General features: G+C 37.9%; 9 protein-coding genes and 1 pseudogene. 6 read left to right on the plus strand and 4 right to left on the minus strand.

The window, feature by feature from the left end; all coding sequences use genetic code 11:
• Nucleotides 1-39: 39 nt before the first annotated feature.
• Nucleotides 40-2,979, plus strand: a complete 2,940-nt coding sequence (locus I6F45_RS19115) for a TonB-dependent receptor domain-containing protein (RefSeq protein WP_165729129.1) — start codon at nucleotides 40-42, stop codon at nucleotides 2,977-2,979.
• Nucleotides 2,980-3,647: 668 nt separating this feature from the next.
• Here I6F45_RS19115 and I6F45_RS19120 read toward each other — a convergent pair.
• Nucleotides 3,648-4,121: a Dps family protein gene (locus tag I6F45_RS19120; protein WP_165726624.1), complete on the minus strand. Its 474-nt coding sequence runs from the start codon at nucleotides 4,119-4,121 to the stop codon at nucleotides 3,648-3,650.
• A gap of 334 nt (nucleotides 4,122-4,455) precedes the next feature.
• On the opposite strand from I6F45_RS19120, the gene I6F45_RS19125 reads away from it, so the two are divergent.
• The gene (locus I6F45_RS19125) at nucleotides 4,456-4,665 is read left to right on the plus strand and encodes a hypothetical protein (RefSeq protein ID WP_007579816.1); all 210 of its coding nucleotides are present in this window, start codon (nucleotides 4,456-4,458) and stop codon (nucleotides 4,663-4,665) included.
• On the opposite strand, the gene I6F45_RS19130 is transcribed toward I6F45_RS19125, so the two are convergent.
• Both I6F45_RS19130 and I6F45_RS19135 read right to left on the minus strand, forming a co-directional pair.
• Nucleotides 4,662-5,267, minus strand: a complete 606-nt coding sequence (locus tag I6F45_RS19130; RefSeq protein WP_010554854.1) for an alpha/beta fold hydrolase — start codon at nucleotides 5,265-5,267, stop codon at nucleotides 4,662-4,664. The genes I6F45_RS19125 and I6F45_RS19130 overlap by 4 nt on opposite strands.
• 184 nt (nucleotides 5,268-5,451) lie before the next feature.
• Nucleotides 5,452-5,988, minus strand: coding sequence for a YaeQ family protein (locus tag I6F45_RS19135; RefSeq protein ID WP_165729128.1), 537 nt, complete (start codon nucleotides 5,986-5,988; stop codon nucleotides 5,452-5,454).
• Nucleotides 5,989-6,079: 91 nt separating this feature from the next.
• Here I6F45_RS19135 and ylqF point away from each other — a divergent pair, with 91 nt between their 5' ends.
• Together ylqF and I6F45_RS21630 are read left to right on the plus strand one after the other, a co-directional pair.
• On the plus strand, nucleotides 6,080-7,024 hold the full coding sequence (gene ylqF / locus I6F45_RS19140) for a ribosome biogenesis GTPase YlqF (RefSeq protein WP_010554855.1): 945 nt from the start codon (nucleotides 6,080-6,082) through the stop codon (nucleotides 7,022-7,024).
• A 237-nt stretch (nucleotides 7,025-7,261) separates the two neighbouring features.
• Nucleotides 7,262-7,408: a hypothetical protein gene (locus I6F45_RS21630; protein WP_409074715.1), complete on the plus strand. Its 147-nt coding sequence runs from the start codon at nucleotides 7,262-7,264 to the stop codon at nucleotides 7,406-7,408.
• 273 nt (nucleotides 7,409-7,681) lie between these two features.
• On the opposite strand, the gene I6F45_RS19145 is transcribed toward I6F45_RS21630, so the two are convergent.
• A complete protein-coding gene (locus tag I6F45_RS19145; RefSeq protein ID WP_165741343.1) occupies nucleotides 7,682-10,660 on the minus strand; it encodes a DUF3857 domain-containing transglutaminase family protein in 2,979 nt (992 codons plus the stop codon).
• Nucleotides 10,661-10,905: 245 nt separating this feature from the next.
• On the opposite strand from I6F45_RS19145, the pseudogene I6F45_RS21465 reads away from it, so the two are divergent.
• Both I6F45_RS21465 and fusA read left to right on the plus strand, forming a co-directional pair.
• Nucleotides 10,906-11,108 (plus strand): annotated as a pseudogene (locus I6F45_RS21465) (two-component system response regulator); the annotation flags it as partial.
• 206 nt (nucleotides 11,109-11,314) lie between these two features.
• On the plus strand, nucleotides 11,315-13,399 hold the full coding sequence (gene fusA / locus I6F45_RS19150) for an elongation factor G (RefSeq protein WP_024593825.1): 2,085 nt from the start codon (nucleotides 11,315-11,317) through the stop codon (nucleotides 13,397-13,399).
• Nucleotides 13,400-13,557: the final 158 nt, after the last annotated feature.

Genomic DNA, 13,557 nt, shown 5'->3' on the forward strand with positions numbered 1-13,557 from the left:
AACTATTTAGTTACAAAAATAACAATTCAGGGGAATTATATGACATTAACTAACAAAGGTAGCGCGCGATTATTTAAAAAATCGTCGTTAACAGTTGCGCTAAGCAGCGCGATACTTGCAAGCTTTTCATTTCAAGGTGTTGCTGCAGAAGATGACGAAATTACTAAAATAGAACGTGTACAAGTTACAGGTTCTCGTATCAGCAAAGCGAAGCTTTCTCAACCAGCACCTATTGTAACAATTACAGCCGAAGATATCGCAAAAGGCGGCACCCCTGATTTGGGCAGTATCTTGGCTGAGTTACCGTCGATAGGCGCAACAGATACATTAGTTGGCAATAATGACAGTAATGCGGCAGCAGGCGTTAGCTCTGCTGATTTAAGACGTTTAGGGGCCGCAAGAACACTTGTTCTAGTAAATGGTAAGCGCCATGTAGCGGGTGCACCAGGTTCATCACAAGTCGATTTAAATACGATACCTTCAGCACTGATAGAAAGAATTGAAATTATCACAGGTGGTGCATCTGCTATTTATGGCTCTGATGCTGTATCGGGTGTTATTAATGTTATTTTGAAAGATAATTTTGATGGTTTACAATTTAATGCATCAGTTGGTAATTCAACAGAGGGTGTAGGTACTGAAAACCATAGCTTTAGTGTTGTAGCTGGGACAGATATTGCTGGTGGTAAAGGTAATATAACATTCTTCGCAGGCCAAGACAGAGTACGCCAGGTTTTAGCCAATGATTTACGGCAAACAAATGCTTATGGCACAGTAGATAACCCATTAAATACTGGTGAAAATGATGGTATTCCAGATCGTTTAACAGTGCCTAATGTGCTTTCTGAAAGAATAAGTGAAAATGGTGTAATTAATCCATTTGGCGATAGTGGAAGTATCTATACTTTTAATAATGGTGGTAGAGCTGAGTTAATGCCAGCACGGGAAGCAAGCGGTAGCTTTGCTTTTGGTAATTTCCCTGATGGTTGTGAATTTTGTGCTAATACACAAGATTATGAAAATGTATTACCAGAGCTTGAAAAGTTAACACTTGGTTCTACATTAAATTATAACCTTACAGATAATCATACATTTTATAGTGACTTTAAATTTGTGCGCACTGAAGTTGAGCAGCAATTTCAGCCATCTTTTGAATTCGGTGGTATTTTCATTGATGTTGAAGATAATCCATATTTAGATAGCAACCTTCGCCAGCAGCTGCTTAGTGAAGGTACTACTAGCGTTGAAATGTCTAAATTTTTTGGTGAGCTAGGAAACCGGAGCGCAGATAATAAACGTGAGTTATTTCGTGTTGTAACTGGGCTTAAAGGGAACTTCACTTTAAGTGAGACGGACGTTGATTATGATTTTTATTATGTTTACGGCCAAACAGATAATCGCCGAAAAACGCTTAATGATTTAATTCCAGATAATTTGGTTGCTGCACTTGATGCCGTGATTGATCCTGCTACAGGTGAAGCTGCATGTCGAAGTCAGGTACCTAGCTTACAAGGTGAAGGTTATAGTGATCCTGCTAGTGTAAATGGTGGCGCTTGTACTCCATACAATGCATTTGGCTTTGATCAAGCCTCAGCAGCTGCTAAAGATTATGTATCAGCAGATGTTACTCGTACAGATACAATTACCCAAGAATTTATTGGCGGCAGTATAACGTTTGATACAGGTGAGTTTTTTGAGCTTCAGGGCGGCGCAATTGGTTTGGCTACCGGTTTTGAATACAGAGAAGAAACTTCAGAAAGCATTACTGATGAGTTTACAAAAGCTGGATTCTTATCAAACGCGGCTACACCTGATGCATACGGTGAGTTTGATGTAACCGAAGCATTTATTGAAATCAACTTACCTCTATTAACTGATGTAGCATTTGCAAAAGAGTTAACTCTTGATGCAGCTTACAGAACAGCTGATTATTCTCATGCAGGTAACGCTGATGCGTGGAAAGTTGGTTTATTGTATCGCCCTATTGATGATGTTCGTATACGTGGTACCTATGGCCAAGCTGTTCGTGCACCGAATATTACTGAAGCATTTGATCCACAATCACCAGGCTTTGCTAATATAGCAGACCCTTGTGATGCTGATCGCATTAACGATAATCCAAATCGTGTAGCTAACTGCGCAGCACTAAATATAGATTCAGGTTTTCAAGCTAACGATAACGTAAGTGTAGATCTTATTAGTGGTGGTAACCCTAATTTAGAATCTGAAACGTCAACGTCATTAACAGCAGGAATTGTTTGGACACCAAGCTTTTTTGAAAACTTTTCATTAACAGTTGATTACTATGATATTGAAATTGAAGACGCAATTTCTTTTATCGCAGCGCAAAGCGTGATTGATAACTGTGTTGATGCTGCAGGTGGGCCAGATGCTGCGTTCTGTTCGCAAGTTGATCGTGATTCAGGTACTAATGATATTGCACTAGTTCGTTCTGGATATTTAAATGCAGCATCAATAACAACAAGAGGTATTGAAGCTGATTTTGATTATGATATGAGCCTTACTGATTATTCATTAGAAGGTGATTTGAAGTTTAACTTATTTGTAAATCACCTGCTTGAGCTTGATGTTTTTGAATTCCAAAATCTTCCTGATACAGTAAATGTTGAAGACGGGGAAGTTGGAGACCCAGAGTGGCAGGCTCGCTTTTCTGCTGTATACAAGTACAACGACCTTACACTTAACTGGACTACTCGTTATACAGACCGCTCAGCGCGCTTTGATTTATCACCAGACGGTGATATTGAAGAGGATTTACAGCCTGGTTACGTCGGTTCTATTATAACGCATGACATCTCAGCAAGTTATAACGTACTTGATAATGCACGTGTAGATTTTGGCCTTCGCAATGTAACTGATAAGTTACCTCCAGCATATATTTCTGCTAGTGGTGGTAATGAAGCTATTTATGATGCTGTCGGTCGACGTTTTTTTGCTAATTTTAGTATTAACTTTTAATTTTAGTGAGCATAGCTCACTAAAATAATTAGCTAGATTTACGTTGTGCATCTTAAGTAAGGAAAGGTGCTTAACGTCAAATCCCCCCTGCTTTTGATTATTTTGATAGGGGCGATCAACTCGCCCCTATTTATACAAGCTGTCATTCAAAAGTGATTACTTTAGTAAGTTAGACTATTTAATTGAGTGCACCAAAAATTACCCATCTAAATAACCGCATGCTACGACCCTACCTTTTAATTAAATTACTTTATTTAGGCCATAACAGAATATCTAATAGTGTAGCCAAAATTAATTTTTACTATAAATTCAGAAGAAAATAAGCCATAAATTAGTATTTATTATGGCTTCATCTATTCAGAGTAAATAGACTTTTATTAGATAAAAATATGTGGCGAAAATCCTGATAAGATTCTTACTCACGAAGCTACTAGGCTGAAAAAGACTAAAATTGAATATATATTACATTTATTCAATGATATGAAACTAATGTGCTACTTATGGTGGTATATAAGCATTGTACCCACTTAAACCAAAAACAACGCCACTGGTAACAGGGGCGTTGTTTAGTATGGGGAGGTGGTTAATATAGTAACCGAATCGCTAAGTTATTTAACGATTTATCCCTATTTGTGGCCTTCTTCATTGAGGGCTTTTTTTTTGCTAGCTTAGTCTAAGTAAGCCTTTAGCATCCAAACCAGTTTCTCTTGCTCTGAAATGTAATCGCTCATTAGTGAGGCTGTACCTTCATCGTCTGCATCACCAGCTTGAGTTAAAATATCACGCTGCATGTGAATTAATGTACTGTAACCAGCAAGTAGGTTCTCTACGGCTGTAACACCATCACTAATACCTTTAGCTTCTTTAATTTTACTTACTTCAAGGTAATCAGAAAATGCATGTAGTGGTGCGCCATCTAACGTTAAAATACGTTCTGCAACTTCATCTACTTTAAGAAGTAGTAAGTTATAAATCTCTTCAAACTTAACGTGTAGTTCAAAAAAGTTACGGCCTTTAATATTCCAGTGAAAACCACGCGCGTTCATGTATTGAATCTGGTAGCTACTCAATAATGTATTGAGTGACTTTATGATGTCTTCGCTTTTTGCACTGTTTAGACCAATTGCGTTTACATGTGACATAACTTGCTCCTGAATAACCGTTTGTTTGTGAACTTGTAATAAGTATCGCGGATTTTTATTGTTTAGTGAAATCGTTTAAATATATCTAGTTAATAGTTTTAACCTATTAGCTGTTTTTGATACCTATATTCACTTTAGACTATTAATAGAAGTGGGTCTGATTAATAAAAATACTACCCCTCAAAAGTAAATAAACCTCAAAAGTATATAAATCATGATCTAAAACAAACTTTATTCAAGGTAATAACTTAGCTATTTTTTTATTGATGCAGGTCAAAAATCATCCACCCTAACGGCGCATAATAATGTTGTCGAAATAATTAGGAGAGATAACATGCATGCAAAAACAGCAAAACAAAATAAAGCAGAGTTAATAGTGGTAGGAATTGCAGTCATCGCATTTGTACTTGGGTTAGTAGCGCACTTAGCGGGTGCAAGCTTTGCGAACTCAGATTTTTTTGGCTACATTGCGGCGCCGATTCCGCTTATATTGGCAGTGGTATTTTTAATTAGTTATAAAATAGCAGCCAATGCTGAGGATTAATCTTTCTCGTTTAAGCACTTTAAAATGTAATCGAGTACTTGGCGCGAGTAAATCATACTGGTATGGCTTAAATGAAACACTTTATGTTCGGCCATACCTTTAAGTTTGGTTTCATCGAGTAGTACAGTGCCATCTGACTGGCTACCTTTGACTATTAAGGGCATAAGCCCAATAGGTAAATCGCCCGCAATACTGTAAAGCTTAGCTTTAAAAGGCCAATTACCATTTTTAGTGAGTAAAAATTCAACACTATTTTTTAAAAATGATTCAAACCCTTTTTGCTTCATTTTTTGCGCTATATGGCTGCCTTTATGTGGAGTACCCAGTGTAATTACCTTCGTAACATTCTGGCTAGCAGGGGAGTTTGCCTCTAGGTAAGCACGTGCAATAAGCCCTCCCATTGAGTGGCATACAAGCGCTGCCGGTTCGTTAGAAATACACTCATCAATTTGTGCAAATATGGTGTCGCGGTGAGGGTCGAGCGTATTATAGGTAATGTTTAATACCGTCATCCCCGATTCTTCAAGTCGTGAACAAAGTGGGCGCATAACAAAGCCAGACATATACAAGCCATGTAAAACAATAACGTGTTTAACTTTCATATGCTCCCTAATACCAATTTTATTAAAAACATGATCATTCTAGCGTATTAAATAATCCGCTACCTGCGTTAAAAATTATTTATATAGAACAACTATATGTCATAATTTTCGCCTTGTTATCGACTTATTTCCTTGTCGCTATAATAGATAACTAATTTAATGCAATTGGTATAATCTATCTTAGTTACATTAATTGCTGTGGTTTTATTTCAATATTGGTTGTATCTGTATTTACCCATACTTCACCATCTTGAATGGTAATGGCGAGCTTAATTCCACGATCAACCAAAGCAGCAAGTGCTTGTGTTGCTGCATAATCAAGGCTAAAAATACTTAGATTTTTAAATTCATACAATTTAGGTTGGTGTTTTTGCCACCAAATTGCTTGATTGTTTTCACCGTAAGTATATAGCACCACTTTTTTAGATTTATTACAGGCTTTTTTGAGGCGTTTTTCATCTGGTAAGCCAAGCTCAACCCACAGCTCTATCTCTTCACTATAGCTTACATGCCAAAGTTCAGGTTCATCATCAGCACTTAGCCCTTTAGTAAATTCTAAACCATCACAGCTATTTAGCGCAAAAGCGAGTAAGCGAATCATCAACCGCTGATCGGTTTCTGATGGGTGTTGAGCCAAGGTTAAATTAAAATCTTGATAAACGTGGCGGTCCATATCGCTAAGCGATAACTGCACTTTCATAATGGTGGATTTAAGAGCCATAACAACTAATCTGAAAAAATTTGCGTCAGTATAGCGCAATTAAATGAATTGCCAGTTAAAATAGCGGTTAATTATACGTTAGGAGTTAAAAATGGCTATCCAGTGGTTCCCTGGGCATATGAATAAAGCCCGCAATGAAATTAAAGAAATAATGCCACAAATGGATGTGATCATTGAAGTGCTTGATGCGCGCATTCCCTACAGTAGTGAAAACCCGATGGTGGCAACCTTGCGTGAAGGTAAGCCGGTCATCAAAATTATGAACAAAGCTGATTTAGCTGATCCTAAAATGACTCAAATCTGGAAAGATTATTTTGAGCAAGAAAATGGCGTTAAAGCTATTTCTTTTGGACATGATAAAGCGGCTGAAGTGCATCGTATTAACGAACTTTGTAAAAAGTTAGTGCCGCATAAAGTGGGTGCCGATAAGCAAATTAAAGCCATGATAATGGGTATTCCTAACGTGGGTAAATCTACGTTAATTAATGTACTAGCTGGGCGTATAGTTGCAAAAACAGGTAATGAACCTGCGGTAACTAAAGCGCAGCAACGCATTAAGCTTGAAGACGGTATTATGCTTTACGATACGCCAGGTATGCTTTGGCCAAAAGTAGAAAATGAAAACTCTGGTTATCGCTTAGGCGCTACCGGTGCCATTCGTGATACGGCGCTTGAGTATGAAGAAGTAGCTAGCTATACCGCTGAATATTTATTACGTGCATACCCAGAGCTTTTAAAAGCGCGTTATAAGATTGCCGAACTTCCTGAAAGTGATTGGGAGTTTGTTGAGATGGCGGGTAAAAAACGTGGTTGTATTCGTGGTGGCAACCAAATAGACACGTACAAAATGTCTGAAATACTAATCAACGAATTACGCGACGGTATTATTGGCCGTATTACTATGGAAACTCCGCAAATGCGTGAGGAAGAAGAAGTAATGGTTGCTGGTTTGCGTGCCGCTGCAGAAGCTAAAAAACAAGCTAAAGAAGAAGAAAAGCTTCAACGCCGAGCGCGAGCTCGTAAAAACCGTCGTTAATATTTAACCTGAGTTCAGGTTATTTAATTAAAGTGATTTAGTTTTACTAAATTACAGACATAAAAAAAGCCCGTAAGGGCTTTTTTAGTTTCATATCTACCGTCACCGATATGAGCAATGTAGCAAGTAAAATAGTAGGGCGGTTACTCATCATCAACATCAAGGGGCGTTGCGGTTCATAACAAGTAACCATAGCTGTTTACGTGCGCCACACGTTGTTTCAGGGTCGAGAAACAAATCAATTCATTCCTTAACAAGTGGTATGCAATCCGTCTTGTTGATATTGATTATCAGTTAGATCTAACTGTCTGTCAACACCTAAATGCAAATAATTCTTATTATTGTGGTGCTTGTTTTTTATTCATATATAAATCGGCTAGTTAGCACTGCCATTTCATAAAAATGCTTATCTTGGTTAAGCAATTAAGAATAGATTTTTAATACTTATTAAATAATTTGATATGAATTTTTATTATAAAAGTATTGACCTTTCAAAGTTAAAATAAATTCAAGCTAGGAATGATTTTATCGCCTTCCAAGACAGCGACTGCTTTGATATAAAATCAAATAGTCTCTTGTAAAGTCTTAGCCCCCAAAGATCAACAGCCTTTAATTAGTAGCTAAAAATATTCGTACTTAATTGGATATTTTAAGCCACTAACGCACTTTATTTACTGTTATACGTAAATTAATCTGCTCCACTAGTACTTTATCCTGCTTGTTTAGACGCCCTACAATGAGCAAGAAATCACTACCGTCAGTTTTTATTACTTTAATGCTTGTGTTATCAAGTTTGGTTTTACCATAGGTGGTTTCTATTTTTTCTATGTCTTTAAAGTGACTAAGATCCGATTCAAGCCTGCCGTCATCGTTTTTGTAGTAACTAAAAATATAGTTCTCGGTTATTCCGTTACCGTCTTCTCGGTAATCAAATACTGCATCGCTATAAAAATAAAGTATTTCTTCGTTTTCAGGTGTTAGGCGATTACGTTTTAAAAAGTGTACTTGGTAAGACCATAAACTATCGCCTTTTATAATTGCGGCATTGGGTAAAATATTTACTTCTTGAAGTACGCCTAAAAATAATAGAGGTGCAAACGCAAGCGAGATTAAATACTGTCTAATTCGCCAGTACGAGTTGTAATGTAGGGCTTCTTTACTTGTATCGGTTTGTTCAATGTAACTAACTAGAGGCAACCATAAAAATGGCATTATACAAATCACTATGGTTGCGTATTCGTCCATACGATAAGCAAAGGCGCTGGCGAGTACCATTAGCCAGAGTGTTAAGGCAGTCCAGTTAGGCATTACTCTATTTTTGTTTAACTGTTGTTGGCTGTGCTCTGCAAGTGCGAGATACAAAGGGTAATACCATAAAAATGCAAATATACCTCGAGCAATAGGCATAATACTTGAGTTATCGCGCTCTTTAATGGCTTTAAAGTTACGATAACTCCAGTAGTTAACAAATATGCCTAAACTTAAAATACTGTAAATAATAAACTTACTTACAGATACTGCATAAAATGGACTATCTTCAAATTTCACTTTTTTTGCTGACTCTAATCGCCAATCGGCGAAAAAGAATATGAGTACTAAAATATAGCCAGCCAACACATACTTAAGCCAGCTATAACCAAAGCTATCTAGCACATCAGCTGTTGTTTGAGGTGTTTCGGTCGTTTCCGCGTATTTTAGAATAGGGTAATGGGTTGCTGATATTAACTTTTTACGCTGTGCTAAATAATCATCTATTTGAGCGGCTTTAATATGATCTTGTTTTGCGTAATAGTCATAACTCAGTGTTAAAACGTTATCATTAAATTCAGTAGTTGTTTTTAGATTGAAGTAGTCGTTATCAATTTCTTGTTGATCGCTATCAAATCCCCAACCTTTTTCTGCAAAATGTAGTTTTATTGTGGTGTTAATTATATTGGGGTAGCCAAAGTAGAGTGGGTCGGTGCGATTTACCTGCTTTGGTTCGTAAACGCTATTTTGTATTTCATTCGCGTAAAAACTAGCTTCGTAGCCTTCGTCTGTTTTTTCCCAAAATTCACTAATTAAATACGATTCTTTGGTTATTAGTTTACCCTTTTGTTCTTGTTCACTAATAGTCATTGCTTCATTGATTGATAGACCCTTTAAAAAGCCTTGGTAATACTCGAAGTAAGATTTAGCAACGCTATTTAGACCACTGCTGGCTATATTGCTTCTTCGGTTAATAGCTTCAAATTCAGCATAAGTGTACTGGGTTTCAAAACGTGATGGCTCAGATACTTTTTCAGCAATAAAAAAGTTATCTTCTACAGATACATTTGTATGTACAGGTTTTTGCGCCATTGAAGTTAAAGTGGTTTCACCTTTATCAATAATTAGGGCATAGCCATAATCAGGCTGTGCTAAATATTCGAGAGTACCTCGTTGGTAGCTAACCGTAGGATCGAGCCAGTAGCGTTTTCCGTTTTGTTTAAGCGTAACAATTACGTGATTAAATACACTTGCAGAAGGTGGAAGTTCTTTTAAACGTTTGGTTTCCTCTGTATCAACTAGCGCAGGGAAGGCCTCTATATCCATCGCTTTTAATAACGAGATAAGCAGTACTGTTTTATCTTTGCAATCGCCATATCGTAGCGAAAGCGTTTCTGAAGCTGACGTTGGTTGATGCGAGTTAGTGCCCATTTCAAGCCCTAAATATCGAACTTCGTCTTGGCTAAAGCGCAGTGCTGCTGCAATTTTGTCTGATGTTTTTGTGTGTTTTGCTTTTATTTCTTCAGCTACATCCAAAATGCTGTTTGGGGTTTCTATGGCTGATTGATAAAGTGGATATGCCCAGTTAACTACCTGACCCCAATCGTCAAACTCAGAAAAGTAAACTTGTGTATATGGGTCGTACCACGTTGGGGTTTGAGAATTTTGCTCGAGTAAGGGTTCTTCAAAAAGAGTTATAGAATAATCTTTGCCATATTTGTTAAGCGTTTCTTGAATATCTGCTGTGCCGTTTATTGTATTAATATGTAAAGGCGTTTGTTTACCCCAAAGTACACGCATATTTTGTTGCACTACGGGTACCGACCAGTTTAGCGTGCGTCTTGTACTAAATTTATTAGCATATATAGGGTTGCTACCTGCCACTGTGTAGCTGTAATCAAGTATGTCGCCACTGCGCATATCATCAATAATAATGTTGAGTGATAAGCTACCATTATAAATACGATCAGCTAACTCAGATTCACCTTGTATAACCGTCATTCTCGCGCTGCCAAGCTTATCAATACGCTCATTATTTCTAATAATCGTTAAGCTGTTTAGTGTTAGCGACTCATAACTTGGATCAAAATCAAGATTAAGCTGGCTTATATAATCAACACCACTTTGATTTAAAGCTTTCATAACCAAACGCGTATAGCGTTGCTGTTTTTGTCTGCTCGGTATATAGGATTGGTTATCGAGTAACAAATAAAGTGTGCCGTCACGTACCTTGGTTATGTCGGAATGCTTGGGTTGCTCAATAATATGTGTATTAACCCAATTAGCTGGTTTATCTATTTTATATTGCTGCGCAAAAATACTATGAGAGGAAATTAATAAGGTAAGTGCAATTAGCCAAGAGCTGAGTCGAAGGAAGTTCCATTTCATTGTAGGGTCTTATAGTTGTTTTTATAAATACTATTGAAGGAATAATGTACCAAATTTAGGCTTTTTTGACAATGAGATGTTAATTGAATCCATCCACATATTTATATCTATAATTATGATAATGAATAAGTTCAGCTCAATTTAGCTTATTATTTATATGCATAGGTTATAAATACAATGAAAGCATAAAGGTATTTAATTATCTCTAAAAATAGCTTTGCTATTTGTCTTATTGCTCGGCACACATTTTACTTTGCAAAATACACTATGCTTTTATAAAGCACGCAACCACCGCATTTACCGCTCAGCAAATGGGTGACTTGGTCGGTGTTAGTCGCTCTACAGCACGCCGTTACTCGGAGTATTTGCTTGAATCAGTAAGTTAACAGCGGATCAAAGTTATGGCAGTATTGGCCGCCCTGAACGTTGCTATAAAATAGCGAAGTAACTTTTTGTACCTAAGGCTTAAATGTTAAATTCCATCTATTTCAATGCCTTACGTTTTTTTTGTTATGTTTGATATTTAATAGATACTGACGATAAAAAAAATATGTTGAATTGATTGCATTTTAAGCGGCTTGTATGGTGATGTTCGCTTTAAGTGATGTTATACTCCTGCGGAATAATTTATCGACTTTATTAAGAGCAAAATTAATGGCAGATTTATCGAAGTACAGAAACATTGGTATTTTCGCGCACGTTGATGCGGGTAAGACCACGACTACTGAGCGTATCCTAAAGCTTACTGGTCAAATCCATAAAACTGGTGAGGTTCATGATGGTGAATCTACTACTGACTTCATGGAACAAGAAGCTGAGCGCGGTATTACTATTCAGTCTGCGGCTGTAAGCTGTTTCTGGAAAGATCACCGCTTTAACGTTATCGATACTCCTGGACACGTTGACTTCACAGTTGAAGTTTACCGTTCACTTAAAGTACTAGATGGCGGCATCGGTGTGTTCTGTGGTTCTGGTGGTGTTGAACCACAATCAGAAACTAACTGGCGTTATGCTAATGATTCAGAAGTTGCACGTATTATCTTCGTAAATAAATTAGACCGTATGGGTGCTGATTTTTACCGTGTAACTGAGCAAGTACGTAAAGTACTTGGCGCAACTCCACTAATCATGACTTTACCAATTGGTATTGAAGATGAGTTTGTTGGTGTTGTAGATGTTTTAACTAAAAAAGCATACGTTTGGGATGACACTGGTCTTCCTGAAAACTACGAAATCACAGACGTTCCTGCAGACATGGTAGATAAAACTGACGAGTATTATGAAATGCTTGTTGAAACTGCCCTTGAGCAAGACGATGCACTACTTGAAGCTTACATGGAAGGTGAAGCACCTTCTTTAGAAGACATCAAACGTTGTATCCGTAAAGGTACTCGTGACCTTGCTTTCTTCCCAACATACTGTGGTTCTGCGTTTAAGAACAAAGGTATGCAGCTTATTCTTGACGCTGTTGTTGATTACTTACCATGTCCTACAGAAGTTGATCCTCAACCTCTTATGGATGAAGAAGGTAACGAAAATGGCGAGTTCGCAGTAGTATCTACTGACGAGCCTTTCAAAGCGTTAGCATTCAAAATAATGGATGACCGTTTTGGTGCATTAACATTCGTACGTATTTACTCAGGTAAACTAAACAAGGGTGACACTATCCTTAACTCGTTTACTGGTAAAACTGAGCGTGTTGGCCGTATGGTTGAGATGCAAGCAGATGATCGTAACGAATTAACTAGCGCACAAGCTGGTGACATCATTGCTATCGTAGGCATGAAAAACGTGCAAACTGGTCACACATTATGTGATCCTAAGCACCCAGTAACACTTGAGCCAATGGTATTCCCAACTCCAGTAATCTCGATTGCTGTACAGCCTAAAGATAAAGGCGGTAATGAGAAAATGGGTGTTGCTATCGGTAAAATGGTTGCAGAAGATCCATCTTTCCAAGTTGAGACTGATGAAGATTCAGGCGAGACTATCCTTAAAGGTATGGGTGAGCTTCACTTAGATATCAAAGTAGATATTCTTAAGCGTACTTACGGCGTAGACCTTATTGTTGGTCAACCACAAGTTGCTTACCGTGAAACTATCACTAAAGAAATTGAAGATAGCTACACGCATAAGAAACAATCTGGTGGTTCTGGTCAGTTCGGTAAAATCGACTACCGCATCAAGCCAGGCGAAGTTGCTTCAGGTTTCACGTTTAAATCATCAGTTGTTGGTGGTAACGTACCTAAAGAATTCTGGCCTGCAGTTGAGAAAGGCTTCAAGTCAATGATGGGTACTGGTGTTCTAGCTGGCTTCCCTGTACTTGACGTTGAAATTGAACTTTTCGACGGTGGTTTCCATGCCGTGGATTCATCTGCAATCGCGTTCGAAATCGCTGCTAAAGGCGCTTTCCGTCAATCGATCCCTAAAGCGGGCGCACAACTTCTTGAGCCAATCATGAATGTTGACGTGTTCACTCCAGAAGATCACGTTGGTGACGTAATCGGTGACCTTAACCGTCGTCGTGGTATGATGAAAGACCAAGAAGCTGGTTTAACAGGCAGCCGTATTAAAGCTGACGTACCGTTATCAGAAATGTTCGGTTACATCGGTACACTACGTACAATGACATCTGGTCGTGGTCAGTTCTCTATGGAGTTCTCACACTACGCTGCATGTCCGCAAAACGTTGCTGATACAGTAATCGCTGCAGAAAAAGAGAAAAAAGCTGCTAAGTAATTAGCTCTTTAACTCTTTAAAAAAACCCGCACATGTTGCTAACACCATTCAGTTAAGCATGCTTTGACTTAATGGTGTACCGAGTTTTTGAAATTCGAACGGTCCTACTTTTGGGCCGTTTTCTTTTTTCTGGAAGAATATAACGTTTCACTCGTTCT

The organism is Pseudoalteromonas sp. SWYJZ19, assembly GCF_015864375.1.
GTDB classification, from domain to species: Bacteria; Pseudomonadota; Gammaproteobacteria; order Enterobacterales; family Alteromonadaceae; genus Pseudoalteromonas; species Pseudoalteromonas arctica.

Excerpts from the sequence above, each read along its gene's own strand:
- I6F45_RS19115 (WP_165729129.1), top strand. The coding sequence starts at position 40 with ATGACATTAACTAACAAAGGTAGCGCGCGATTATTTAAAAAATCGTCG.
- I6F45_RS19120 (WP_165726624.1), bottom strand. The coding sequence starts at position 4,121 with ATGTCACATGTAAACGCAATTGGTCTAAACAGTGCAAAAAGCGAAGAC.
- I6F45_RS19125 (WP_007579816.1), top strand. The coding sequence starts at position 4,456 with ATGCATGCAAAAACAGCAAAACAAAATAAAGCAGAGTTAATAGTGGTA.
- I6F45_RS19130 (WP_010554854.1), bottom strand. The coding sequence starts at position 5,267 with ATGAAAGTTAAACACGTTATTGTTTTACATGGCTTGTATATGTCTGGC.
- I6F45_RS19135 (WP_165729128.1), bottom strand. The coding sequence starts at position 5,988 with ATGGCTCTTAAATCCACCATTATGAAAGTGCAGTTATCGCTTAGCGAT.
- ylqF (WP_010554855.1), top strand. The coding sequence starts at position 6,080 with ATGGCTATCCAGTGGTTCCCTGGGCATATGAATAAAGCCCGCAATGAA.
- I6F45_RS19145 (WP_165741343.1), bottom strand. The coding sequence starts at position 10,660 with ATGAAATGGAACTTCCTTCGACTCAGCTCTTGGCTAATTGCACTTACC.
- fusA (WP_024593825.1), top strand. The coding sequence starts at position 11,315 with ATGGCAGATTTATCGAAGTACAGAAACATTGGTATTTTCGCGCACGTT.